Source organism: Pseudomonas moraviensis (genome assembly GCF_900105805.1).
GTDB classification, from domain to species: Bacteria; Pseudomonadota; Gammaproteobacteria; order Pseudomonadales; family Pseudomonadaceae; genus Aquipseudomonas; species Aquipseudomonas moraviensis_A.
This window is the reverse complement of sequence record NZ_LT629788.1, coordinates 3661326-3687048: the sequence shown is the minus strand read 5'-3', so window position 1 is coordinate 3687048 and position 25723 is coordinate 3661326. Positions and strand designations below refer to the sequence as shown.

Annotated in this window: 20 protein-coding genes and 3 pseudogenes; 12 read left to right on the top strand and 11 right to left on the bottom strand. The window is 60.1% G+C overall.

Translation table 11 applies throughout. The features are described 5' to 3' along the window. Window positions 1-209 precede the first annotated feature (209 nt). From BLU71_RS16350 to BLU71_RS16325, 6 genes are read left to right on the top strand one after another with little or no spacing between them, the layout of a single operon-like run. Window positions 210-572, top strand: a complete 363-nt coding sequence (locus BLU71_RS16350; RefSeq protein WP_083353503.1) for a GtrA family protein — start codon at window positions 210-212, stop codon at window positions 570-572. Beyond that, entirely contained in the window at window positions 569-2041 is a 1473-nt protein-coding gene (locus BLU71_RS16345) for a UbiA family prenyltransferase (protein WP_083353502.1), read from the top strand. Before BLU71_RS16350 ends, BLU71_RS16345 begins: the two co-directional genes overlap by 4 nt. Next, window positions 2038-3354, top strand: a complete 1317-nt coding sequence (locus tag BLU71_RS16340; RefSeq protein ID WP_083353501.1) for an FAD-binding oxidoreductase — start codon at window positions 2038-2040, stop codon at window positions 3352-3354. The genes BLU71_RS16345 and BLU71_RS16340 overlap by 4 nt, the downstream gene beginning before the upstream one ends. Further along, window positions 3351-4091, top strand: coding sequence for an SDR family oxidoreductase (locus BLU71_RS16335; RefSeq protein ID WP_083353500.1), 741 nt, complete (start codon window positions 3351-3353; stop codon window positions 4089-4091). The genes BLU71_RS16340 and BLU71_RS16335 overlap by 4 nt, the downstream gene beginning before the upstream one ends. Beyond that, window positions 4088-5050, top strand: a complete 963-nt coding sequence (locus BLU71_RS16330; protein ID WP_156889238.1) for a lysylphosphatidylglycerol synthase transmembrane domain-containing protein — start codon at window positions 4088-4090, stop codon at window positions 5048-5050. The genes BLU71_RS16335 and BLU71_RS16330 overlap by 4 nt, the downstream gene beginning before the upstream one ends. Continuing rightward, window positions 5040-6470, top strand: a complete 1431-nt coding sequence (locus BLU71_RS16325; RefSeq protein WP_083353499.1) for a glycosyltransferase family 39 protein — start codon at window positions 5040-5042, stop codon at window positions 6468-6470. Before BLU71_RS16330 ends, BLU71_RS16325 begins: the two co-directional genes overlap by 11 nt. A gap of 45 nt (window positions 6471-6515) precedes the next feature. On the opposite strand, the gene BLU71_RS16320 is transcribed toward BLU71_RS16325, so the two are convergent. Both BLU71_RS16320 and BLU71_RS16315 read right to left on the bottom strand, forming a co-directional pair. Continuing rightward, window positions 6516-8135 (bottom strand): FMN-binding glutamate synthase family protein, encoded by a 1620-nt coding sequence (locus tag BLU71_RS16320; RefSeq protein ID WP_083353498.1) that lies wholly within the window; start codon window positions 8133-8135, stop codon window positions 6516-6518. Window positions 8136-8299: 164 nt separating this feature from the next. Next, window positions 8300-8482: pseudogene (locus BLU71_RS16315) on the bottom strand (response regulator transcription factor); the annotation flags it as partial. A gap of 89 nt (window positions 8483-8571) precedes the next feature. Here BLU71_RS16315 and BLU71_RS27945 point away from each other — a divergent pair. From BLU71_RS27945 to BLU71_RS27810, 5 genes and pseudogenes are all read left to right on the top strand, one after another. Continuing rightward, window positions 8572-8718, top strand: a pseudogene (locus tag BLU71_RS27945) (amino acid permease); the annotation flags it as partial. A 67-nt stretch (window positions 8719-8785) separates the two neighbouring features. Further along, entirely contained in the window at window positions 8786-9196 is a 411-nt protein-coding gene (locus BLU71_RS16305; RefSeq protein WP_083353496.1) for an NUDIX hydrolase, read from the top strand. A 23-nt stretch (window positions 9197-9219) separates the two neighbouring features. After that, window positions 9220-9858 (top strand): LysE family translocator, encoded by a 639-nt coding sequence (locus BLU71_RS16300; protein ID WP_042607386.1) that lies wholly within the window; start codon window positions 9220-9222, stop codon window positions 9856-9858. A gap of 1 nt (window position 9859) precedes the next feature. Beyond that, a complete protein-coding gene (locus BLU71_RS16295; protein ID WP_083353495.1) occupies window positions 9860-10357 on the top strand; it encodes a GNAT family N-acetyltransferase in 498 nt (165 codons plus the stop codon). A 12-nt stretch (window positions 10358-10369) separates the two neighbouring features. Beyond that, window positions 10370-10465 (top strand): annotated as a pseudogene (locus BLU71_RS27810) (metal ABC transporter ATP-binding protein); the annotation flags it as partial. Window positions 10466-10486: 21 nt separating this feature from the next. On the opposite strand, the gene metR reads toward BLU71_RS27810, so the two are convergent. After that, complete coding sequence (gene metR, locus BLU71_RS16290; protein WP_042607384.1) at window positions 10487-11404, bottom strand: transcriptional regulator MetR; 918 nt, start codon at window positions 11402-11404, stop codon at window positions 10487-10489. A 151-nt stretch (window positions 11405-11555) separates the two neighbouring features. Further along, window positions 11556-17105: a dermonecrotic toxin domain-containing protein gene (locus BLU71_RS16285; protein WP_083353494.1), complete on the bottom strand. Its 5550-nt coding sequence runs from the start codon at window positions 17103-17105 to the stop codon at window positions 11556-11558. Window positions 17106-17320: 215 nt separating this feature from the next. Between BLU71_RS16285 and BLU71_RS16280 the strand changes: the two genes are divergently transcribed. Then, window positions 17321-18355 carry an alpha/beta fold hydrolase gene (locus BLU71_RS16280; RefSeq protein ID WP_083354349.1) on the top strand — a complete coding sequence of 345 codons (1035 nt, stop codon included), beginning with the start codon at window positions 17321-17323 and terminating at the stop codon, window positions 18353-18355. A 229-nt stretch (window positions 18356-18584) separates the two neighbouring features. On the opposite strand, the gene BLU71_RS16275 is transcribed toward BLU71_RS16280, so the two are convergent. The 7 genes from BLU71_RS16275 to BLU71_RS16245 form a co-directional block, all read right to left on the bottom strand. Beyond that, entirely contained in the window at window positions 18585-18914 is a 330-nt protein-coding gene (locus BLU71_RS16275) for a GlpM family protein (protein WP_172667875.1), read from the bottom strand. 8 nt (window positions 18915-18922) lie between these two features. Then, window positions 18923-20248, bottom strand: a complete 1326-nt coding sequence (locus BLU71_RS16270; RefSeq protein ID WP_024014166.1) for a sigma-54-dependent transcriptional regulator — start codon at window positions 20246-20248, stop codon at window positions 18923-18925. After that, window positions 20245-22146: a sensor histidine kinase gene (locus BLU71_RS16265; protein ID WP_065616662.1), complete on the bottom strand. Its 1902-nt coding sequence runs from the start codon at window positions 22144-22146 to the stop codon at window positions 20245-20247. Before BLU71_RS16265 ends, BLU71_RS16270 begins: the two co-directional genes overlap by 4 nt. A gap of 220 nt (window positions 22147-22366) precedes the next feature. Continuing rightward, the gene (locus tag BLU71_RS16260; RefSeq protein ID WP_016773390.1) at window positions 22367-23101 is read right to left on the bottom strand and encodes an amino acid ABC transporter ATP-binding protein; all 735 of its coding nucleotides are present in this window, start codon (window positions 23099-23101) and stop codon (window positions 22367-22369) included. Next, entirely contained in the window at window positions 23098-23769 is a 672-nt protein-coding gene (locus BLU71_RS16255) for an amino acid ABC transporter permease (protein ID WP_016773391.1), read from the bottom strand. Before BLU71_RS16255 ends, BLU71_RS16260 begins: the two co-directional genes overlap by 4 nt. After that, window positions 23769-24515 (bottom strand): amino acid ABC transporter permease, encoded by a 747-nt coding sequence (locus tag BLU71_RS16250; RefSeq protein WP_042607379.1) that lies wholly within the window; start codon window positions 24513-24515, stop codon window positions 23769-23771. Before BLU71_RS16250 ends, BLU71_RS16255 begins: the two co-directional genes overlap by 1 nt. Window positions 24516-24715: 200 nt before the next feature. After that, window positions 24716-25630, bottom strand: coding sequence for a glutamate/aspartate ABC transporter substrate-binding protein (locus tag BLU71_RS16245; protein ID WP_042607378.1), 915 nt, complete (start codon window positions 25628-25630; stop codon window positions 24716-24718). Window positions 25631-25723: the final 93 nt, after the last annotated feature.

Here is a 25723-nt window from a genome sequence, read left to right as displayed (position 1 = left end):
ATCTCTTCTCCTTGCCATTGCTGCTCGCCACGCTGGCAATGAGCCCCGTCTTCACTACTTTGCCGAGCCGCCGCACAGCGGTTGTTGCAGTGGTGAAGCGCTGACCGTTGGTCGGATACAGCCCTCTACCTGTAATTTCTGACAGTAGACCGCTGGCAAGACCAGGCCTAGCTTGGAGCTCCGCCCAACAGAAACGGTTAGCACCGGCCATGAAAGGATTCTCTGCAACCAGCGTGATCGGACTGGCCGATGCGCTCATCCACTGGCAGATATTTTTTGTGATCTGCAACGCGGTCGGCCTGGATCAGGCTGCCAGCAACTTTGCCGCGTTCTGTGTGGCCGCAGCGTTCTCGTTCTACTTGAACATGCTTTATATCTTCGAGAGAGAAACGTCAGTGTTCATCTACCTGATGTTCATCGGCCTGATGGGCACCGTGAGTTTTGGTGTGGGAGTCGTCGGGGATGTCTGGCATTTGCCCGGATTGGTGACGGTGGCATCGTTTTCGCTGCTGAATATCGTGCTGGGGTACTGCTTCTTTCGCCTTGTACTGTTTCGGGGGCGACGGACATGAATATCCCCCTGCCTGATTTTCCGCCGCCGCCGCCAGTGTCTTGCGATGCTGCAAGGCCTTTCGTGGTCGATCTGGATGGAACCCTGCTCAAGTCTGATTTGCTGTTCGAATGTGCCATGTCCTTTGTTCGCAACAAGCCACTGCAGTGCTTGAAACTTCTGGCCTGGCTCGGGCGCGGCAAAGCGTATTTGAAAGATCGATTGGCCCAGGCGACGGACATCGACGTCGCCACCTTGCCCTACGATGCTGACGTGCTCTGGATGATCAAGGTGCAGCGCAACAGCGGTCGGAAAATTATCTTGGCCACGGCCAGCCATCACGCATTGGCAGTGCGTATTGCCGAGCATCTGAAGGTGTTTGATGGCGTCATTGGGACGACCCTTGAGCAGAACCTTTCGGGGGCGACCAAACGTGATGTGCTGGTGACGTTATATGGTGAAGGCGGTTTCGATTACGTCGGTAACTCGATGGACGACTTGCCGGTTTGGCGCTCGGCCAGGCACGCCTATATCGTCAACCCGTTATCGGGTGTCGAACTTGCAACCCGGCAATTGGGCAACATTGTCCAGGTGGTTCGCTCTGACGTCAGGTATTTCGGAAGGGTATACAAAGCGCTGCGTATTCATCAGTGGATGAAGAATGCGCTGATTTTTGTTCCTCTTCTCGCTGCGCATCAACTGGTCAACCCGCCGCTGGTGGGGCGCGGCATGCTGGCATTCGTGCTGTTCGGCTTGTGCGCATCAGGCGTCTACCTCCTGAATGACCTGCTCGACCTTTCCGATGATCGCAAACATCCGACCAAACGCCATCGACCCTTCGCCAGCGGATCCTTGTCGATCCAGTCCGGGCTGGTGGTTTTTCCTCTGTTGCTGTTGATGTCCTTTACGGGCGCCTGGTTGTGGCTGCCAAGTCAATTCGTCGTCGTGCTCGCCTGCTATTACGTGCTGACGCTGGTGTATTCGCTGGTGTTGAAGCGGCTGATGGCACTCGACGTGATTGCCCTGGCGCTGCTCTACACCTTGCGCATCATCGCTGGTGGTGCAGCTTTCGAACTCGAGTTGACGGGCTGGATGCTGGCCTTCTCCATGTTCATGTTTCTGAGTCTGGCGCTGGTCAAGCGATACGCCGAATTGTTGATGGCGCTGCACAGCGGCATTACCGGAAAAACCGGCGGGCGGGATTACTTTCCAGCCGATCTGGCGATGCTCTCCTCGTTGGGCGCTGCATCCGGTTACCTCGCGGTCATGGTGCTGGCGCTGTACATCCATGACAGCGCAACCACCGCCCTGTACGAGCACCCTCGATGGATCTGGCTTGCCTGCCCGGTGATGTTGTTGTGGATCACCCGGATCTGGCTGCTGACCCATCGCGGCCGAATGAATGAGGACCCGGTGATCTTCGCACTGCGTGATCGCTGGAGTCTGGCGATGGGGACGGTGTTCTGCCTGATTTTCTGGGTGGCGGCATGAAGGCCTCATTGAGCTCTTGGGGAAACTATCCTCATGCCCCTCAGAACGGTCATCCTTGCCAGTGGCAAGCTGATGTCGGGCCGCAGTGGCAGCGACTGATCGAGGCCCACGGCACTACGTTGCCGTTTGGCAATGGCCGCAGCTATGGCGACAGCTGCCTGGCGGGCAGCGATCATGTTTTGCAGTTACGCCCCCTGGATCGTTTCATCGAAGCTGACTGGGAAAACGGTGAAATCTGCGCTGAGGCAGGCGTGACGCTGGGCGAAATTCTGCAACTGGCCATACCCCGGGGCTGGTTTTTGCAAGTCACCCCTGGGACGCGTCATGTGACGCTGGGCGGGGCGGTGGCCAATGATGTGCATGGCAAAAATCACCATCGTTGCGGCACGTTTGCCGGTTCACTGGTGTGTTTCGGACTGCACCGATCCGTGCAAGCGCCAATGGTCTGTTCGCCGACGGTGAATCCACAGTGGTTTGCCGCGACCATCGGCGGGCTGGGCCTGACGGGTGTGATTACCTGGGTGCGCATTCGTCTGCGCAAGATCCAGTCCAGCCTGATCGACAGTACACGGGTGCGTTTTGACTGTCTGGATGACTTCTTTGCCCTGTCGGCTGACATGGATGCGCGGCATGAATACAGCGTCGCGTGGATCGATTGCCTGGCCAAGGGCCGCGCACGCGGGCGCGGATGCTTTACGGCTGGCGATCATTGTGCAACGGGGCCGCTTAAGGTCGCAGCGCCGCATTCGTTGCCTGTACAGATGCGTTCTCCGGTATCGCTCATCAATCCGTTCACCTTGAAACTGTTCAACCGTCATTACTGGCAACGGCAACCGCCGACCCGCCACTATCGAACGGTTGCCTACAGCCCGTTTTTCTATCCGCTGGACCGTATCGAGAACTGGAATCGTCTCTACGGGCGCAGAGGTTTCCAGCAGTTTCAGTGCGTTTTGCCGGCGTCGGTGGCAGCCGCAGCACTCGCCGAATTACTCAGGTCGATTGCGCGCAGCGGTAGCGGCTCCTTCCTCGCGGTGCTCAAGCGTTGCGGCGATATTGCGTCGCCAGGATGGCTTTCCTTTCCCATGCCGGGCACTTCATTGGCGCTGGATTTTCCACAGAACAGTGAGCTGACGAAAAGACTTCTACCGCGTCTCGATGCCATCGTCCGGGAAGCCGGAGGGCGCTTGTATCCGGCCAAGGACGCGCACATGAGCGGCAGTGATTTTCGCCAGGCCTATCCCGCCTGGGAGCAGTTGGAAGCGATGCGCGACCCGGCCCTGATCTCCCGTTTCTGGCAGCGAGTCATTCGATGAAAAAAATACTGATTGTGGGCGCCACGTCGGCGATCGCCTGCGCTTGCGCGCGATTGTGGGCGGTTGAACGGAGCGAATTGTTCCTGGTCGCCAGGGATGCGCAAAAGCTCCAGCAAACCTGCGCCGATCTGCAGGCCCGAGGTGCCAGAGCGGTAACCGCGTACGTCATGGACGCCAGTGATATCGCCGCACATTCGCTCATGTACGAGCAATGCCTGGCGACGTTGCAGACGGTGGATATCTGTCTGGTCGCCTACGGTTCCTTGCCGGATCAGCGGGCGTGCGAACACAGCGTGGAGCAGGCGATGGAGCAGTTCACCAATAACGGCAGTTCAATGATTGCCCTGTTGACGCTGTTGGCTAACCGCATGGCTGTTCAACAGCGCGGCACGCTGGCGGTTATTTCCTCGGTTGCCGGGGATCGCGGGCGCCCTTCCAATTACCTGTACGGCGCGGCCAAGGCGGCGGTGTCCACGTTCTGCGAAGGCCTGCGGGCACGCTTGTTCAAGTCAGGTGTGCATGTGATCACCATCAAGCCCGGGTTTGTCGATACGCCCATGACCCGTGGCCTGGCGCTGCCAGCCTTGCTGGTTACGCAACCGGATGCCGTCGCCCGGCGAATTGTTGCAGGCATCGATCGCCAGATTGCAGTGCTGTACGTGCCCGGATTCTGGAGGGTGATCATGTGGATGATCATGGCCATACCGCAGCCGCTATTCAAAAGGCTGAACCTGTGAATCAGGCACTGATGTTATCGGGGTGGCGCTATCGGGTTCTGATCGGCTCGGTGATCTGCTCCGCCGTTGCTTATCTCGCTGTCTCTCTGTGGGGCGGGTGGTCGGCAGTGAGCGCGGCGGTCAGCCGAGTGGGCGGGTGGCAGGGCGGGCAGATCGTCGGCATGGTGTTACTCGGCTACGGTCTGCGTTTCCTGCGCTGGCAGGTTTACCTCAATGCCTTGCGCCATCCACTGCCGTGGCGCCCGAGCCTGAAAATCTACCTGGCCGGTTTCGCCCTGACCACCACACCCGGCAAAGCCGGTGAAGCCCTGCGCGGCGTTTTGCTCAAACGCTGGGATGTGCCTTATGCACACAGTTTTGCTGCGTTGTTCAGTGAGCGGCTTGCGGATCTGTTGGCCATGATCGGCCTGGCGTTGTTCGGCTTGAGCGCGCACCCCGAATGGTTGTCGATAGTCGTCGCCAGTCTGGTGCTGCTGGCTTGCGCCGGGATGTTGATGTTCTCGCCAGGCCTTGTCCGGGCGATCGATCGGCGCATCGATCAACGCCACGACGGGTTCTCCCGGCTGCTGCGCCATGCCATTGAGGTGTTGCATCAGTCGCGCCGCTGCCACACCCCACGCCGCCTGATCGGCACAACGCTGTTGAGTCTGCTGGCCTGGGGACTTGAAGCGTTGGCGTTTTACTGGATTTTGCAAGCGATGGGGGCGGATGTGGACCTTGCGTTTGCGGTATTCATTTATGCGGTGGCCATGTTGGCGGGGGCGTTGAGCCTGATGCCGGGTGGGTTGGGCAGCGCCGAAGCGGTGATGGTGGCTTTGCTGGTTTCGGCTGGGGTCGGGTTGCCGGATGCGATTGCGGCGACGGTGTTGTTGCGGTTGGTGACGTTGTGGCTGGCTGTGCTCTTGGGCAGCGTCGTTTTGACAAACACTGCTGTGGAAACAATGCACGATGAAATCTGATCTTCGAAACGAGCGCTTACTGGCCGGTTTCTCTTTACTGATCGCTCTGTTGGTGGGTAGCTATTTGCGATTGCGTAACTTGACAGTCGATGCGTTATGGCTTGATGAGGTGTTCAGTGTGGCGACCAGCCACCCAGATAACAGTTTCCTTGAAGTGTATCGGCGAACGCTGATAGATGTTCATCCCCCGCTGTACCAGTTGGTGTTGTGGGTGTTTTATAAGGTGTTTGGGTTTGGAGAAATGGTCGGGAGGTATCTTTCTGTTGTTTTTGGGGTTCTGCTAATTCCGGTTGCGTATTTAAGTGGTCGGCAATTATTCAATGGAACAGTGGGGCTGTTTGCTGCGTGGTTGGTGGCGATAAATTTTTATTTGATTACCTATTCGCAAGAAACGCGCTCCTATGAGTTGTTGGCGTTGTTGACAATGGTTTCTTTTTTTATGTTCGTGAAGGCGATGCGAACAGTCGCGGTGTTGCCCGTTGCTGGTTATTCCCTGGTGGCTGCATTAGTTGTAAATACTCACTATTTTGGTTTTTTGGTGGTCGCATCTCAGGCGCTGTTGGTGGTTTGTAAGTGGTTTGAGGCCTCATTTGACAAAAGGATTTTTTATCGGTTTGGCATGGCCGCAATTTTTATAATAATCAGTCTTTCGCCACATGTTTCCTTTGTGCTGGAGAATTTTAACCGACAAGGATTTTGGGTGCCTCGTCCCAACGACTTGTTCTTTGTCGAGCTGTTTTATCTGTATTTTGGAAGTATGCCTTTGACTGTTATATTTGCTGCGCTTTTATTGTCAGTGCTCATTCGATTAGGGGGCGATGAGCGAAATTGCGAAGTACTTAGATTGTTTGTTTTCTGGTTTGTTGTGTGTGCCATGCTTCCTTACATCCGTTCACTGTATGTTCAACCCGTGTTGACGATGCGAAGTTTGATTGTTTTGCTTCCGGGTCTTCTTGTATTGCTCGCTTATGGTTTGAGTTCGATTAGGAATGGAAGCATCAGGGCAGCGGTTGCGGTGGTTGTTCTGTGCTTTTCAATGACACCCTTGTATACCGATTGCAAACCTGAATTTACTTATGAGAATCAATTGAAGCCTGTCAGTCAGATGCGTGATCTGATTCAGGAATTAATCAATGAGCGGATTGAAGCTCCTTTGTATTCCAAGCAGTACATAGAGTTTGGCCAGTACTTCAAATTGTTAGGGTCGCCAATTGAGATAGGCCGCGAAGAAGACTTGTTAAACGATTTGAAGTCCTCACGGCCGCCTGCAGTTTTTTATCTTCTCGCTAGCCGCGGTATTCCCCTGCCGGACGATGTGTTACTGAAGCGACATAACGTTGTAATGGTTGCTGAAAGGAGAAAAGGCGATTCACTGGCCGTTGAGTATCGAACAGCTCCCGATAACTCTGTAAAACAGTGAGGGGGTTAGCTGCCACACCAGAAGTGCGGCAGCCGGTGTTTAAAGTCAGGCGGGCGCTACTTCATTCGGCTCAAAACTGTCCGCCCGCGCCATCTGCCACATCCGCGAGTAAAACTCGCCATTCACTTCACCGGTGAGCAATTCCCCCGGTTTCAGGAACACGTGCAACTGCGAGAACAACTTGATCTCGGTCGCCGACATGCGCCGCACCAGGTGCTTGGCGGACAGTTGCGACGGATGCTCGAGCCCGGCCGCCGCGAGCATTTCCGCCAGCGCTTTGAGCGTGCTGCGGTGGAAGTTGTAGACGCGCTGGGCCTTGTCCGGCACCACCAGAGCGCGTTGGCGCAGGGCGTCCTGGGTGGCGACGCCGGTCGGGCATTTGTTGGTATGGCACGACTGCGACTGGATGCAGCCGATGGCGAACATGAAACCGCGCGCGGAGTTCGCCCAGTCGGCGCCGATGGCCAGCACGCTGGCGATGTCGAAGGCGCTGACGATCTTGCCGCTGGCGCCGAGTTTGATCTTGTCGCGCAGGTTCAGGCCGACCAGCGTGTTGTGCACGAACAGCAGACCTTCGCGCATCGGCACGCCGATGTGGTCGGTGAACTCGACAGGGGCTGCGCCAGTGCCGCCTTCCTTGCCATCGACGACGATGAAATCGGGAAGGATGCCGGTTTCCAGCATGGCTTTGGCAATGCCCATGAATTCCCACGGATGGCCGAGACAGAACTTGAAGCCCACCGGTTTGCCGCCGGACAGTTCACGCAGCTGCTGGATGAACTGCATCATTTCAATCGGTGTGGAAAACGCACTGTGGCGCGAGGGCGAAACGCAGTCTTCGCCCATCAGGATGCCGCGGGTTTCGGCGATTTCCCGGGTGACCTTGTGTTTGGGCAGGATGCCGCCGTGGCCGGGTTTGGCACCTTGGCTCATCTTGATTTCGATCATGCGCACCTGCGGGTTCTGTGCCTGCACGGCGAAGCGCTCCGGGTCGAAACGGCCATCGCTGGTGCGGCAGCCGAAGTAGCCGCTGCCCAGTTCCCAGGTCAGGTCGCCGCCATGTTCGCGGTGATACGGGCTGATGCTGCCTTCACCGGTGTCGTGGGCGAAGTTGCCGAGTTTCGCACCCTGGTTCAGCGCGCGGATGGCATTGGCACTGAGCGAGCCGAAGCTCATCGCTGAAATATTGAAGATCGACGCCGAGTACGGCTGCGTGCATTGCGGGCCGCCGACAGTGACGCGGAAACCGTTCGGATCGCTCAACGGCGCCGGACGCATCGAATGGCCGATGAATTCGAAGCCCGACTGATAGACGTCGATCAAGGTACCGAACGGTTTGTCGGCGGTCTCGTTTTTCGCTCGCGAGTACACCAGCGAACGCTGGGCGCGGGAGAAGGGCAGGGCGTCGCTGTCGGACTCGAGCAGGTACTGGCGAATCTCCGGGCGGATGCCTTCGACCAGATAACGGATATTGCCCAGAATCGGATAGTTGCGGCGCACCGCGTGGCGTGTCTGCAGCAGGTCGAAGATCCCGAGCAGGCTGAGCACGCCAGTGACAGCGGTGATCGGCCACAGCCAGTCATGTTCGAGGAAAGGCAGGCTGGCGAGAGTGAAAATCACACAGACGGCAAAGAAGGCGTAGCGGCTCAGGAGTGACAGGCTCATACGGTTTCCTTGGGTTCGGACTCGGAATAATCAGCGAAGATTCAGGGATAAACACATTCCCCTGTAGGAGTGAGCCTGCTCGCGATAGCGGTATATCAGCTACAAATGATTTGACTGACCCGACGCCATCGCGAGCAGGCTCACTCCTACAAAAAGCAACTTCATCAAGCGTTCAGGCGTTCTGCGCCTGCAAAAATCGAAAACAGCTCTGACCGGGATTTGATCCCCGGTTTGCTGTACATGTGTTTCTTATGGACTTTCACGGTTTCCACGAAGATTTCCAGCTTACGGGCGATTTCTTTGCTGGAGCAACCGCTGAGCATCAAACGCCCGACATCCAGTTCCCGGAAACCGCCCGCGCCCTGGCAATTCCTTGTGCTCATCGCCTTCGTTGCGCTGTGCGTGCACTACATTGGGGGTGATGCGAATACGCCCCGCTGTGGTTTGGTTGATGGTCAGCCTCGGTCATCTGGCGGTCTGGCTGGGGCTGAGCTGGCTGGCGATCGGCGTGGTCTGTCTCGTCGTGCTCACCGGCGGTTTCCGTCGTCAGCCACCGGAACTGGACTTCCAGGAAGCGACCTGAGTCTTGCGCTTGGCTTACCGCTGACGGGCATGGGATCCTTGGCGCCTTTGCACCAAGGGATTCCTTCATGTCGACCATTCATATCGCCGCTGCCCTGTTGCTCAACGCTTACGGCCAGACCCTGCTGGTGCGCAAACGCGGTACTACGGCGTTCATGCAGCCGGGCGGCAAGATCGAAGCCCATGAGCTGCCGGTTCACGCTCTCGCGCGGGAGCTGGAAGAAGAACTGGGTCTACAGATCGACCCGGCGCAGGCAATCTATCTGAGCCGGTTTTCCGCCCCCGCCGCCAACGAGCCAGGCTTCATCGTGCACGCGGAAATCTTTCAACTGACCATCGATACTGACGTGTGCCCGGCGGCGGAAATCGAGGAAGTCATCTGGGTCGATCCGGCCACTGATCCGGCGGTCGAACTGGCGCCATTGACACGCGAGCACATCCTGCCGTTTTATCGCCGTTCACTGACTGCACTCGCCTGATCATTCCCGCAAAGGACGTTGCCATGATCCCGCTGCCAGACTTGCTGATCTTTGCCGCTGCCGCTCTGCTGATGGTGCTGACGCCGGGACCGAACATGATCTACCTGATCTCGCGTTCGATCTGTCAGGGCCGCCGCGCCGGCGTGACGTCGCTGCTCGGTGTGGTCGGCGGGTTCTTCGTGCATATGTTCGCGGCGGCGGCCGGCTTGACGGCGGTGTTTCTCGCCGTGCCGATGGCCTATGAAGTGCTGAAATGGGCCGGCGCGCTGTACCTGTTGTGGCTGGCCTGGCAAGCGCTGAAACCCGGCGCACGTTCGCCGTTCGAAGCCCGGCAATTGCCGCCGGACTCGTCGCGCAAACTGATCACCATGGGCTTTCTCACCAGTGCGTTGAACCCGAAAATCGCGGTTTTCTATCTGTCGGTGTTTCCGCAATTCATCAGCCCTGAACATGGCTCCGTTTTCACCCAAAGCATCCTCCTCGGTCTGACCCAGATCAGCGTCAGTTTCAGCGTCAATCTGTTGATCGCGCTCTTCGCTGCAGGCATCGCCTCGTGGTTCGTACGCAACCCGACCTGGCTGGCGGTGCAGCGCTATTTCATGGGCCTGGTGCTCGGCGGCCTCGCGGTGCGGTTGATGCTGGAACAGCGGCGGACCGCCTGAAGTGTGGATCGAACGGCTGGATGCCAGCCATGCCCTGGCGTACCGCGCGCTGATGCTCGAAGCCTACGACCGGCATCCGCATGCGTTCATCTCCAGCGTGCGCGAACGCGCGGTGATGCCGTTGAGTTGGTGGGAAGCACGCCTGACCAGCAAGCTCGATGTGGTGTTGGGGGCATTCGATGCAGGGACGTTGGCCGGGATTGTCGGCCTGGCCTTCGAACCGCGCGAGAAGGCGCGACACAAGGCCACGCTGTTCGGCATGTATGTTTCGGCGGATTTTCGTCGGCAGGGCCTGGGCATTGAGCTGGTCCAGGCGGCTTTGGCCGAAGCGCAACAGCATCCGGCGCTGAAGCTTGTCCAGCTCACTGTCACTGCCGGCAACGACTCGGCTTTTCAGTTGTATCAGCGCTGCGGCTTCATTCAGTACGGGCTTGAACCACTGGCGGTGCGCGTCGGCGAAGACTATTTCGACAAGATCCACATGTGGCGTGAAGTCTGACCCACCACGCCAATCCATGTGGGAGCGAGCCTGCTCGCGAAGGCGTCCGTCCAGCCGACATCATCGCTGAATCATCCACCGCTTTCGCGAGCAGGCTCGCTCCCACAGGGGGATCTCTTGATCTGGTTTTCAACGTACGGCGCTGACGCCATCCAGGGTCGAGAACGAGGTGTCCTTGGCGGTCAGCAGGAAATCGCGCATGTACGGCGCATCGAGCATGTCGGTGCGAATCGCTGCATACAGCGTCGCGAACAGACCTTTCTCCCCCAAGCGCTTGCCCTTCACATACCCGCGTGAGCTGTATTCATGCAGCGCCCAGTGCGGCATCCCGCAGACGCCCCGGCCGCTGGCGACCAACTGCATCATCATCACGGTCAGCTCGGAAGTACGCACCTGCGCCGGTTCAATGTCGGCCGGTTCGAGGAAACGGGTGAAGATGTCCAGACGATCGCGTTCCACCGGGTAGGTGATCAGCGTTTCAGTCAGCAGGTCTTCAGGAACGATATACGGCTTGCTCGCCAACGCGTGCTGATTGGCTACGGCGAGCATGGCCTCGTAAGTGAACAGCGGCACGTAAGTGATCCCGGCGAGCTCCAGCGGATCGGACGTCACCACCAGATCCAGATCGCCTCGGGCGAGTGCCGGCAATGGTGCAAAAGCGAAACCTGAAGCCAGGTCCAGCTCGACTTCCGGCCAGGCATCGCGGAACTGATCGATGGTCGGCATCAGCCACTGGAAGCAGCTATGGCATTCGATAGCCATGTGCAGACGTCCGGCAGTGCCACCGGCCAGACGACCGATATCGCGCTCCGCAGCGCGCAACAGCGGCAGGGTGGCGTCGGCCAGCTGCAGCAGGCGCAGACCGGCGCTGGTGAAACGCACCGGTTTGGTCTTGCGCACGAACAATGGCATGCCCATGCGTTCTTCCAGTTCTTTGAATTGATGCGACAGGGCTGACTGTGTCAGATGCAGGCGGTCAGCGGCGTCGACCAGACTGTCGGCTTCACGCAGGGCATGCAGGGTTTTCAAGTGACGGATTTCAAGCACCGGCGGGGCTCCATGAACAAAACTTGTGATCAGCGAGGATTGGTTGAGTTTGTCTCATGGTCAGTCTGTTGTCGACTCCGCTACTTTCCGGGCCGGGCGATTCGACCTTGCTCACAGCGTGGCAGGCTGTGAGCAAGACCGGGCGCTTTAGTCAGATCCGCTCGAAATGCCCGAGCACAACCGACTGTCTGCCGATTTTCGAATAGGGCAGCGTCGGATCATCGGCATGGGTCTGGAAGCGATGCTGCGGCAATTTCAAATGCGCGGTTTCGAAGCGGTTGAACACCGGCGTCGCGTTGCGGTAGTGAAAGTGCGCGTACCACAGCAACTGCGGGGGTTGGCTCGTCAGGTTCCAGATCTCGTACTCCTGCATATAGTCCGGGTGACCGGCATGCCTGCCGAGCAATCTGATCGGTTGCGTTCTGCGGATTTCCACCGCGCCCTGACCGATCAGGTCGTCAAGCATGCCGTCGGTGGGCTTCTGGATGGTCAGAGTGCGTTCGGTGCGCAGGGCGCGCCCGGCAACGATCAGTTCGGCGGCTTGATCACGCAGGCGCTGGATGAGCGGATGGTGCGCGGATCGGGCGGCGATACGGTCGGCACGGGTGTTCAGCTCACCGGCCTGGGTGTCCATCATGTGTTGCAAATCGATCGGCTGCATGCCCCGGTCGGCATTGCTCTGCACAACGGCCCGGTAGGCAGGGATTCTGTCCAGACGCTGCCGGGCATCACTGACCAGAGCGGCGAGGCTGACTGAAGGCGTCGCAGGTGGGGGGGCATGAACCGGACCGACCTGGCGCGAGCGGCCATCGGCGCCTTGCTCCCAGATCTGCACTTCGCCATCTCTGAGCCGGCGTTCATAAGTCCGACGCTGCGACCGCGTGTCGAATCGTTCCGTGCCATACAGCAGGTTGCCGTCCGCAGTGGTGAAGACGCGCTGGGCAGGCTGTCCGGGCGTTCTCGGCGCCGCTGGTTCGATTACGCCACGGCGGGCACGGCCGGCCATCTGCTCCAGGCCGTCGAGCAGCGGTTCGATGGCGTCCTGATGAAGATGCTCTGGATAGTCCGTCATCCAGATGGTCATTTGCCGTCGGAAGCGCGTGTAGACATCCAGGCATCGCTCAAGCATCTGGCTGCGATGTTGTGCAGTGGCTTGAAGGTTGGGCAGGTCGTACTGGGTGGTCACGGCCTCTCTGACCTCCTTCCAGAGTTCGTCTGTGCGCTCGCGAAAGTACATCCAGGAAACGTCATTGTCGTAGCTGTAATTCTTCACCAGGTCCAGGCGCATATAGGTTTTGTGAAAGAGCAGGCGGGCATCGCTGTGCTGACGATTGATCAGGTTCACACTGTCGATCCGCCCGACCCTGTCGGATCGCAAGGTGATGCGCTCGTACCACTGATTGAGCTGAAGCCGCAGGTTTTCCAGCTCCTCGAATTTGTTTACGTAGTCGATCTGCAGATCCCGAATCCGGGCACGCAACGCCAGTCGCTGCGAACGTGTGCCCGCCGGCAAAGCGCTGAGCATGCCGCTCAAGCGCCGGACGTCCTCCAGCACCATGACGGTGCCGGCCGACACCTGGCCGGCGCGCATGGCATATCGCGAGGTCAGGCGAACGGCGAGGGAGCTCTGCACGCGGTTGACGGCCCCTTGTTTATTGCCACTGGTGAGCGGCTTCAACTCCTCCAGCGCCTGATAGCGTTGAACGCACAGGCGGATATCTTCCAGGCATGCCGCTTCGGCGGCCGGCAGCAGGGCGCGCTGGTTGGCGGGGCTGGCGTGCTGGAAAGCCAGGATCGCCTTCTTGTGCGCCTCGACCTTGCTATCGATGAGATTGGCCAGGCGTTCAGTCTCCAGTTCCAGCTGCTGGTGCCGGCGAAACGTGCGCTCTGCCCACCAGCGTGGCAAGCGCTGGCGAATCACCGGTGGCCAGTAAGGGTCCAGCGTATCGGCCAGATGTCCGGCGACGTTGCCGCCGCCCCGCAGGCCACCCGCGCTGGCGATCCCGTAGACGCCGTACCAGGTATCCCACTGGCCGCTTTCATCCAGCGCGATCGGTTGTTTGTAAGACTTGCGCGAATTGCCGAACAGGCGCCAGTTGCGCGAGTCCGTGGCGAGCTCCACCTGGTAGATGCGCCCCTGCCGTTCGATAAAATCCCCGTCCGCATGTCGGTAAATGCCACGGTAGAGGCCATGACGGGCGGGTTCGATTCCGGCCAGCGACAGCGGTTGTTCGTAGTCGTAATCCTGGAAGCGGGCCAGCACGTGCCGGGCCTGCCGCTGGGTTTTTCCATGCAGAGCCGCGACGTTGCCCAGCAGCGTATGTACCTGGCGCGCACGTGTCAGCGCGCGAGTGGTGCGCGAGAGCGTCGAGGCCACCGCCTCGCCCGGAAGCAGATCCATGAATGCGTCGATCAACGAGAGAAACATCGCCTCGATGGCGGCCAGGCCATCCGCGACCTCGCCGCGCAAAAACGCCGCCACGGCCTGATTGGCTGCATTCCAGGCGTCATACAGCGCCACGACGGTGCCGACGAAGGGCACCATGCCCAGCGCCATTTTTATGTAATTGAACGCGCGTGGCCCCTTCAGTGCGTAGCGCTCGAAAAACAGCTCATCGTTGGAGCGCGAACTGCCGCGATGAGCTTCGAGCAAACGCCCCATGTGCGCGTCGAGCAGGTGCGCGGCCAGAGAAGTCCTCGCCGGCCAGCGCGTGCCGACGTCGATAATCGCATCGAAGTTTTTTTCCACGGCCTGACCGATGCGGCGGGTATGCGCGCGGACATCGCCGTGCAAGGCCTTACCCGCCAGGTATTCGATCCAGCGATCATTTGCGCACAACGTGAACAGCCCTTTGCGCGCTGACTCGAGACTGTCGTAGCGACGGAAAAATTGCTGATCCGGGCTGTCCGGCAGATACAGCAGAGTAATGCCGCTGATCTGTTCTTCAATGAAGGTCACGCCGGACAAGGTCACCGGGCCTTCGCGCGGCGTATCCTTGCCGCCGGCTGCAAGCGCGACCGGCAGCAGCACGATGCGCTTGCCCTTGGCGAGCCAGGCGTCTGTGGTGTTGGCGTCGATCGCAATGTTCACCACCTCGGCTTCATCGCGGTTCAGATGTTTTTGTGCTCGCGCGTTATCACTCTGAATCTTCAGCAGCAAGCGCCAGGGTTCGATCAGGCTTTCACGCCGATGCTGGCTGACGAACAGCGCTTCACCGGGCGCGCCATGGAAGGCCTCGTGGATCCTGCGTTCATAGGCCTTGGGCAGGTCCAGCTCCGGCAGGACTTTACGCAGATAGCTCAGGTTGATGCCGTTGAGCAGACGGTTGCGATCCCGTTGGCGCGCGGCATTGACGGTCAGGCGCATGAAAATCAGGCGCTGCGACAGCGAGTCATTGAGCACTGAGTGAACGTTGTCGATATTCAGTTGAGCGAGGTCTTCGAGTGACATCACGCTGTGCGTAGCGCCGGGCACGATCACGGTTTTACGCCGCGGGCCGGCGGGGCTGGCTTCCACCACCGTTTCGGTTCGGGTGGAATCGGGCAATTCGACCTGCACGGAAAAATAGCCCTCGGTGGCGAAGTCCTTGCGCAGGCGTGCGTACAGGTGTTTGCGGGTGAAGTCGTCGCGCGGTTCCAGTGCCCGGGTCATCAACGCATGGCTTTTGCGCATCGCCTCGATGTACGCCTTGATGTGCTGTTTGAGCGCGATCCGCTCGTTTTCCTGCAGACGCACCAGCCAGTCCGGCAGATGAGTGGCCAGCACACCGCTGCGCTCCTGCTCTTGCACATGCGCGAACATCAGGGTTCTGGCGGCGCTGACCGGGACTTGCACGGCGGCCGTGCACGCCTGACGGAGAATTTCCAGTGCATCGGCGTGCCCGGTCTGGTCGCGCAACCCGGCGGCCCGTGTTTCGCAATCGGCAATCAGCGCGCTGAGACAATGACGCAGCGGATCAGAGGCAATGGCGTCGAGCTGCAAGGCCGATTCGCTGTCCTGCTCGTCAAGCTTGAACAATTCGAGCGCCAATGCCCGGCGATCGCGAAAGCGCTGCAGGCCACCGCCGCTGCCCGGGCAGTAAAGCAGCAGACTCGCCTCGGACCCGCTGTCCGTCAGCGCAGCTTGCCGCGTGAGGACAAATACGCCGTTGAGCGTCTCGCGCTGCTGCGTAGTGACTGCGTCGCGGGTTTCGCTCAGTGACAGGGTCAGGCTGGCCGCGACCCACTCGGCATCGCGTGCGCTGGCCTCAGGGTTGTCCAGCACGGCTTTGAGCAGGTCGTGTTCGGCGCTGTCGATCTGCCCGAGGATCGCTTGCAGCTTCGCCTCGGCATGCAAGCCATCCTTGTGAGCCTGATAAATCGCAGTGAATGTCGGGTCGGAGATGGGGGCGTCGTCGAGCAATGAGGTGCAGGCGTTCTCGCAGGCTTGCTCGGCAATTTCCAGTGCTTTCAGTGCGTCCAGGCATTGTTCAAAGCGCGCACCGTCGCGGTCGTCGGTCTGCAGCTGTTCGAGTGCATCGCGCTCGCGCTTGAGCGCGGCATGCCTGACGGCCAGCGGAATGCCAGCGGACAGGCTGCCAAACAACGGAGGAGCGTCGCTCGCGAGGGTATCCGGCGCGACGGACGCCTTGGCTGGCGCGGGCGCTGCAACGATGATCGCTGTGCCGCGCTGATGGTCGATGAGATCGACATGCGCCAGCGCTTGCGCACCGTGGTCGCGCAACCCGGGGTTGCCCCGGTTGCTGTTGCGCAACGCGTTGATCTGCGCATGCTGGCGGTCGGCGAACAGATCGCTGGCACCGGTGATCATCGGGTCGGTCGCGGCGCTGTAATCGAAGCGCTGGATCTCGCGCGGCAGGCCGGTGGGAATCTGCACCTGTGCGGCCAGCCACGTTTGCAGATCCGCTCGATTGTCGAATGCCTGGATGCACGCGGGGCGGCAGGGCAGGTAGAGCAGAGCCCGGGCCGTGGCGCGGTCTCCCACGCTGATCACCCAAGCCCCCGGGAGTTTGACTTTGCTGTGGTTGCTCAGCACCAGGGCCGGTTTTTCCAGGTTAACCGGCTGACCTTTGAACGTCACCGGGTAGGAGCCGGCATCAACGATGTGCTGCAGCAGGTCGAGCTGTTCGGTGCTGATGGTTTTACTGGCGTACGCAGCGTCAGCGCACGCTTCGAAATGCGTTCGGTACAGTTCGATAGCACGCGTGCGCCGCGACACCGGCGTGCCAGGCGCACGGGCATCCCAGAACCCGACCCAGCGGGTGGCGTGGGCGGACTGCGGGTCGAGCAGCTTGAGCTTTTCCAGCAGTTGCGACGGGTTCAGTGCGTACAGCGGGTGATCAGGCGGCAGACCGATCACGTGGCAGCGCTGGTCGAGCGAGGTATCTGGCGCCGGATGTTGAACGACAAAAGCGCAGGCGTCGGTAAGGCTGACGAAATGCTCCGGCTGCGTTTGGGTGGCAATGAAGCCGAATCCGGTTTTTTCACCATCCAGTTGCAGCTGTTGTCGCAGCGACGCGTTGATCGTGTCGCGCAGTGCGGGACTTTTCGCAAACAGTTCGCGCAAGCCATTGCTGCTGTCGCGCCAGCGTTGATTGGCCCGTAACAACAGACTTTCGTCGATAGTTTCAGGCAGCGCCAGGGACGTCGCGAACGACTCAGGCGCAGACGGCGGAAAATCGAGTGTGAGGGGTTCGAGCATGGTGGATGACTCGCAAGGGGGAGCGGGGCATCCGCTCCTGTGCGGGTCATTCAAAAGCGTTTGCTCAGGAGCATGGCGGTACAGGGATATTGTCTGCCGCGGCTGGATGACCGCTCGGCACTCTTCATCAAACTGTCATGGAAGTGTGGCAGCGCGCTCGCACGAACTTCATCAGACTCGCGCTCTACTGGGGTGCTGCGTTTTGGTGTTTTTTCATGTTGAAGAGATTTTTTTCAGTCGCGGCCGCGTTGGCCGCGCTTTTGTTCGGGGCCGGCTCGTTTGCAGCAGGGCGCTGTGATGTGAACGTGCCGACCGAGCACGTTGATCTGCCGCAAGTCAGCCTTGCCTATCAAAGCATCGGTCGTGCTTCGGATCCGGCATTGCTGCTGGTCATGGGCCTGGGTGGGCAGTTGATCCATTGGCCGGATGAGGTGGTAGTCGCCCTGTGTCAGCAGGGTTTTCGGGTGATTCGTTATGACAACCGCGACGCCGGCCTGTCGACCTGGCGTCAGGCACCGGCGCAGGCCAACCTGACGTTCGAAGTGCTGCGCTACAAGCTCGGCTTGCCGATTTCGGCGCCGTACAGCCTGACCGACATGGCCGACGATGCGCTGGGTTTGATGACCGCGCTGCAGGTCGAGCAATTCCACGTACTCGGCGCGAGCATGGGCGGGATGATTGCCCAGCACATGGCGGCGATGGCGCCGCAGCGGGTGGAAAGCCTGACGCTGATCATGACCACTTCCGGTGCCGAAGGCCTGCCGGCTCCGAGTGCGGCGCTGGTGCAATTGCTCTCGCGGCGCGGTGCGCCCAATCGTGAGGTGGCGCTGGAACAGCAGGCGGATTTGCTGGCCGCGTTGGGCAGTCCGGCAGTCAGCGATGATCGGCAGGCGCTGTTGCAGCAGGCGGCGGCGTCCTATGATCGTGCGTTCAACCCCGAGGGCGTGAAGCGGCAGATCATGGCGATCCTTGCCGAGCCTAGCCGTGTCGCCTTGCTCAATCAGTTGCGCGTGCCGACCCTGGTGGTGCATGGCACAGCGGATCCGCTGCTGCCGGTGATGCACGGGGTGCATCTGGCGGCGCACATTCAGGGCAGTCAACTGAGGCTGATTCCGGGATTGGCGCATCGGTTTCAGGAGGCGTTCAAGGAGCCGTTGCTGGCGGCGGTGCTGCCGCATCTGCAGGCGCATCGCGAGGACACTTCGCATTGGGCGCAGGTTGAGCCGGTGGCGAAGGGGAATCTGCTTTAGCTGCTGAAGATCAAGAGCCCCTCACCCTGACCCTCTCCCGGAGGGAGAGGGGACTTACGGAGGTGTCTTGCGCTATCCGCCGACCTGAATGAGCGGGTCGATTATGAAAACGCGTTCAAGTTACGCATCCGTAATCGACTCGGTTTCTCAGGTCGATGTAATTTGAAGCACCCTGCGGTCGGCTCCCTCTCCCTCCGGGAGAGGGCTGGGGTGAGGGCAGCCTTTGATCTTAACTGTGCAGCCGCACCCAGACCGTGACCAGTACCGTCGCCGCCATCAACCACGCCACCGCCGCCACGGCCAGCGATGCTTCGAGCCGCATCCGGTCGACCATCACGTACAACGTCGCCAGATAGATGAAGTACGGAATGATCGACCACATGCCAAACACGATCGTGGTCTTCAGGTCGTCGACCGAGCGGCCCTTGCCGACGATGTAATGCGCAATCAGGGCAAAGGTCGGAAACAGCGGCACCAGGCCGGCGATGTAGTAGTTTCTGGTCTTCGACAGTGCCGCGAGGATCAGCACCACTGCGGCGCCGATCGCTGCTTTCAGAATCAGATCCATCAGTGGCTCAACCCGTACTTTTTGACTTTGTCGAACAGCGTGGTCTTGGCCATGCCCAGTTCCTGGCTGGCCTGGGTCAGGTTGCCGCCGCTGCGTTGCAAGGCGTCGACCAGAAGGTTGCGCTCGAAGGCTTCCACCGCTTCGGCAAACGCCAGGCCCTGGCCGGCGCTGGCCCCGGATTTCTTGAAGGCCGGCAGGCCGAGGGCGAAACGTTCGGCGACGTTGCGCAATTCGCGCACGTTACCCGGCCAGTCGTGGCTCATCAGGTTCGACAGGGTCTGGTTGTCCAGCTCCGGCAGCGCGCGATCAAAGCGCAGCGCCGACTGCTGGGTGAAGTGTTCGAACAGTTGCAGGATGTCTTCGCGACGTTCGCGCAACGGTGGCAATTCCAGGGTCACGACGTTGAGGCGGTAGTACAAGTCGCTGCGAAATTCGCCGGCCTTGCTCGACTCATCAAGGTCGGATTTGGTCGCCGCAATCACTCGGCAATCCACCGCCACGCTCTGGTTCGAGCCGAGGCGTTCGAGGGTGCGTTCCTGCAATACGCGCAGCAGTTTGATCTGCAATGGCAGCGGCATGCTTTCCACTTCATCGAGGAACAGCGTGCCGCCGTCGGCGTGTTCGATCTTGCCGATGCGGCGTTTGCCGGCGCCGGTGAAGGCGTTGGCTTCGTGGCCGAAGATCTCGCTTTCAAAAAGGTTTTCCGGCAGACCGCCGCAGTTCAGCGCGACGAACTGTTTGCTGTGGCGCCGACTGAAATCGTGCAGGCAGCGGGCGACCAGTTCCTTGCCGGTGCCGGTCTCGCCTTCGATCAAGACGTTGGCCGAGGTGTCGGCCACGTTGGCGATCAGTTCGCGCAGGTTCTGCATCGCAGGTGAGCGGCCGATAATCCGCCCTTCCAGCGAATCGCGTTCAGCCAGTTGCCGACGCAGCGATGACACTTCACGGGCGAGGCTGCGTTGCTCCAGCGCCCGCCGCGCGACGTCCACCAGACGCTCCGGGGAGAACGGTTTTTCCATGAAATCATAGGCGCCTTTCTGCATGGCGCCGACGGCCATGGAGATGTCGCCGTGGCCGGTGATCAGCACCACCGGCAGGCTGCGGTCACGTTGCTTGAGACGGGTGAGCAGTTCCAGGCCATCGATGCCCGGCAGGCGGATGTCGCTGATAACGATGCCGGCAAAGTTGTCGCCGACCTGCGCCAGCGCTTCTTCGGCGCTGCCCACGCCGATGCACGGGATGTCTTCGAGGGTCAGCGCCTGTTGGCAGCCGAGCAGCACATGGGGGTCGTCTTCGACAATCAGCACACTGAGTTCGGGGTTCATATTGGCTCGGCAGAAAGAGGGCTTACCAACGGTAAACTGAGGACGAAGGTGGTGCCACCGCCGGCCGGGTGTTCGACACCCAGATGCCCGCCGGTGGCAGCGGCGAGGCTGGCGGACAGGGTCAGGCCCAGTCCCAGGCCTTGCTCGCCGGGTTTGGTGGTGAAGAACGGTTCGAACAGATGCTTGCGCGCTTCGGCGTCGATGCCATGGCCGTTGTCGCGCACCCGCAGGCGATACTTGCCGTTGAACTCTTCACCCTCCAGCCACAATTGCGGCTGCGGTTGCGCGTGCATGGCGTCGAGAGCGTTGCCGATCAGGTTGACGAGGATCTGTTCGAGGCGGGTCTGATCTATCACTAATTGCACATCGGCAAACTGCCGGTGAATCTGCAGCGCGGTGTTTTCCACGCGCGCGCCCAGCACTTGCAACGCGGCATCGACGGCTTTGCCGAGACTGGCCTGGCCCTTGTTGTCTCCACGCCGGGCAAACGAGCGCAGGCTGGCGGTGATCCGGCCCATGCGGTCGATCAAATCATTGATGGTCTTGAGATTGGTGCTGGCGACGTCGAGCTGGCCGCGCTCGAGAAAGCGCACGGTGTTGCCCGACAGCGTGCGCATGGCTGCCAGCGGCTGGTTCAATTCATGGGCGATGCTGGTCGACATCTGCCCGATGGCGGCGAGTTTGCCGGCCTGCACCAGTTCATCCTGGGCACGGCGCAAGGTCTCTTCGGCCTGGCGACGCTCGCGGATCTGACTCTTCAGCCGTTCGTTGCTGGCGCGCAAGTCGGCGGTGCGTTCGGTAATCCGACGCTCCAATTGGCTGTTGGCTTCCTGCAGGGCTTCGCGGGCGGCGAGGCGGGTGGCGAGGACTTTGCGCCGCTCGTTCCAGGCAATCAGCAGGAAGGCGAACAGGGCAAACGCAACGGCCACCAGAATGCCTTGGTTGATGGCTTCGCGGCGCAGGTCCTGCAATGGCGTGAGCAGGGTGAAATTCCACGGCGTGTCGCTCAGCAGTCGGGTTTGCGCCAGATAACTGATGTCGTCTTCGTCGGGCTGCAATTCGCTGTTGGCCGGGAAGGTCAGTTTCTCCACGCCTTCGGCCAGCGTCTCGCGGGCCAGTGGTTGCAGTTCGTTTAGCGGGAACCAGTAATACTGCAGGCTGCGGGCGAGTTTTTCCTTGACCTCATCGCTGAGCGGGATCACCGATTTCAACCGCCTGGCCGGATCGCTGGACAGAATGATGATGCCGTTCTCGTCGCTGACGAACGCTTCCAGACGCGCCCGTTGCCAGCGCTCTTCCATGGCTTCCAGACGCACTTTGACCACCGCCACGCCGATGATCTTGCCGTGCTCTTCGAGGCCGTGGGCCAGGTAATAGCCGGGCTCGCCATTGGTGCTGCCAATGCCGTAGAAACGCCCGGGCTGGCCGCGCACGGCATCCTTGAAATAGGCGCGAAAGGACAGGTCTTCGCCCAGGTAACTGTCGACATCGCGCCAGTTGCTGGTGGCCATGACCCGGCCAGTGGTGTCCATCACGTAGATGGCGCGGCTGCGGCTACGGCGGTTCAGGCCTTCGAGGTAATCATTGACCGTCTGCCGGTGCTCCGGGGTCGGGTCGGCCAGCAACTGCGGGACGCTGGTTTCGAGTTCCAGCAGGCTGGGCAGGTAGGTGTATTTGCTGATTTCACTTTCGACCGCACGGGCATGCAGTTCCAGCTGACGCTGGCCGTTCTCGCCGAGGCTGCGGATGCCGAAGTGTTCACTGGTCCAGAAGCCGATGAACCCCAGTCCGACCATCAGGGCGATGATCAGCGGCGGCAGGAACAGATGACGGATCAGACGGGGCTTCACGGCAAGTGATGGCTCTGCAGCGCGATAAAGAGTGGGGTCGCATTTCATCACAGATGCCTTGGGTCAACCAGCGCTGCCGCGGACGACGCACTGGTTTGGTCGAGCCTGGAACCTGTGGCGAGGGAGCTTGCTCCCGCTCGGCTGCGAAGCAGTCGTAAACACTGCGAATGCGTTGTGTCGGAAACAACGCAATTTGCAGGTTTTGCGGCCGCAGCGCGACCCAGCGGGAGCAAGCTCCCTCGCCACAAAGGGCAGATCGGTGGTGCTGTTAGTGCTGCAGGATTTTCTCGAGGAAGTGCTGCGCGCGTTCGGAGCGGGCGCTGATGTCGCCGAAGAATTCCTCTTTCGGGCAGTCTTCGATGATCTTGCCCTGATCCATGAAAATCACCCGGTCGGCGACTTTACGGGCGAAGCCCATTTCGTGGGTCACGCACATCATGGTCATGCCTTCGTGGGCCAGTTGCACCATCACGTCGAGTACTTCGTTGACCATTTCCGGGTCGAGCGCCGAGGTCGGTTCGTCGAACAGCATGACGATCGGGTCCATCGCCAGCGCACGGGCAATCGCCACTCGCTGTTGCTGACCACCGGACAGTTGCCCCGGATGCTTGTGGGCGTGCGCCGACAGGCCGACGCGCTCAAGCAGTTGCAGGCCTTTTTTGGTCGCCTCTTCCTTGCTGCGGCCAAGCACCTTGATCTGCGCGATGGTCAGGTTTTCGGTGATGGTCAGATGCGGGAACAGTTCGAAATGCTGGAACACCATGCCGACCCGCGAACGCAGTTTCGGCAGGTTGGTCTTCGGGTCGGCGATCGACGTGCCGTCAACCACCACGTCACCTTTCTGGAACGGCTCCAGGGCGTTGACGCACTTGATCAGCGTCGATTTGCCGGAACCCGACGGGCCGCAGACCACGATCACTTCGCCTTTCTTGACCTCGGTGCTGCAATCAGTCAGCACCTGGAAGTCCCCATACCACTTGTTGATGTTTTTGATAGAGATCATACGGCGAACCTTTTCTGCAGACGCTTGACCAACCGCGAGGCGGCGAAGCTGATGATGAAGTACACGAGACCGGCGAAAATCAGGAACTCATTGGAGCGGCCGATGATGTCGCCGCTGGCCCGCGAGGCGTTGAGGAAATCCACCAGGCCCACGGTGTAGACCAGCGAGGTGTCCTGGAACAGGATGATGCTCTGCTGCAGCAACAGCGGGGTCATCTTGCGGAACGCCTGCGGCAGGATGATCAGGCGCATCATCTGTCCGTAGTTCATGCCCAGTGCTTGTGCAGCACCCATCTGGCCCTTGGAAATCGACTGCACACCGGCACGGACGATTTCGCAGAAGTACGCCGCTTCGAACATCATGAATGCCACGACGCAGGAGGTGAACGCACCGATCGGCGTGTCTTCGCCAGTGATCCAGCGCAGCACGAACGGCACCGCCAGGTAGAACCAGGTGATCACCAGCAGCAGCGGAATCGAGCGGAAATAGTTGACGTAGGCGCCAGCAATGCTCGACAGCAACTTGTTGTGCGACAGACGGCACAGCGCGAGGATCGTGCCGAGAATCATCCCGCCGATCACGCCCATGGCCATCAGCTTGAGGGTCATCACCATACCGTTCCACAAACCGGGAATGGCCGGGACGATGCCACTGAAATCGAATTCCATTATTTACCCCCCACGGAGATCAGGCCGGGCACCGCGACTTTCTTCTCGACCAGGCGCATCAGCAGCATCAGGCTCATGTTGAGGGTGAAATAGATCAGCGTCGCCAAAGTGAACGCTTCGAACAGGTTGGCCGAGAACTCGGCGGTCTGTTTGGTCTGCGCCAGCAATTCCATCAAACCGATCAGGGACGCCACGGAGGAGTTCTTGAACACGTTGAGGAATTCCGAGGTGAGCGGCGGAATGATGATCCGGTAGGCCTGGGGCAGCAGCACGTTCCAGTAGATCTGCGGCAGTTTGAAACCCATCGCGCGGGCGGCGGATTCCTGGCCACGAGGCAACGCCTGGATACCGGTGCGCACTTGCTCGCAGACACGGGCGGCGGTGAACAGACCCAGGCAGACGACCACGCTCAGGTAGGCCGAAGTGGTCGGGTTGAGGTCCTGCTTGTACCACTCCTGCAGATCCGCCGGCAGCAGATCGGGTACCAGGAAGTACCAGATGAACAGCTGCACCAGCAGCGGCACGTTACGGAACAGCTCGACGTAGCAGGTCGCAATGCCGGATACGATGCGGTTCGGCACGGTACGCATGATGCCCAGCAGCGAGCCGAGCAGCAGGGCGATGATCCACGCCACGACGGCGATGGCGATGGTCCAGCCCAGACCGGAGATGAACCAGTCGAGATAGGTCTCGCTGCCCACGCCGGTGGACTTGAAGAACACGCCCCAGTCCCAGTTGTAATTCATTAGGGTCTCCCCTCGATTCGATCGATGTACAAGTGCCCGCCTGGGGAACTCCGTTCCCTCCCCAGTCTTTTTTCAAAGACCGGGCACACGCGATCGGCTCGACAGCCACCGGTTCGAGTGTTTCCAGAAAAATGCCAGCAGGGAGTGACCATCCCCTGAAAAGGCAGGCGCCTCCTCAGGGGATAAGGTTAGTCAGAAAATCAGGACTTTTTGTCGTCAGCCGCTTTGTCGGTCGGAGTGGCGATCAGCGCCTTGAGCTCGTCGCTCATCGGGAAGTTCAGGTTCAGACCTTTTGGCGGGATTGGCGCCATGAACCACTTGTCGTAGATCTTGTTGATCTCGCCCGATTTATAGGTGGCGACGATCGCGTCATCCACAGCCTTTTTGAACGGCGCATCACCCTTGCGCACCATGCAGCCGTAGATTTCGTACGACTGTGGCGTGCCGGTCACTTCCCAATCGGTGGCTTTCTTGGCCTTGGCCGCTTCGCCGGCGAGCAGGGCGTCGTCCATCATGAACGCAACGGCACGGCCCGATTCCAGCATCTGGAAGGACTCGCCGTGGTCTTTGGCGGAGATGACGTTCATGCCCATCTGCTTGTCGGCGTTCATCGCCTTGAGGATGCGCTCGGAGGTGGTGCCGGCGGTGGTCACGACGTTCTTGCCTTTCAGATCGTCGAAATCCTTGTACTTGGAGTCTTTCTTGGACAGAAGACGGGTACCGATTTCGAAGATGCCGACGGAGAAGTCGACCTGCTGCTGACGCTCGACGTTGTTGGTGGTCGAACCGCACTCGACGTCCACGGTGCCGTTCTGCACCAGCGGGATACGGGTCTGCGAGGTGACGAGGTTGTATTTGACTTGCAGGTTCGGCAGGTCGAGGTCTTTCTTGATCGCTTCGACGATGGCCAGCTGGATATCGTGCGAGTAGCCGACCGGCTTGCCGGACGCATCAGCGATGTAGGAGAACGGAATGGAGGCGTCACGGTGGCCAAGGGTGATGACACCGGACTCTTTGATCTTCTTCAGGGTGCCGGTGAGCTCGGCGGCGAAAACTGGCGTGCTGATCAGAGCGGCAGCAATGGCTGCGCCCAGGATATGGGGAACGATGCGCATCAAATTTTCCTCGACTTTGTTTTTTTTATGGAGCCAGTTTGTCGGCCCTTTTTGTGCTTCGAATGCCTGACGGCTCCTGAAGTGTTGGCACAA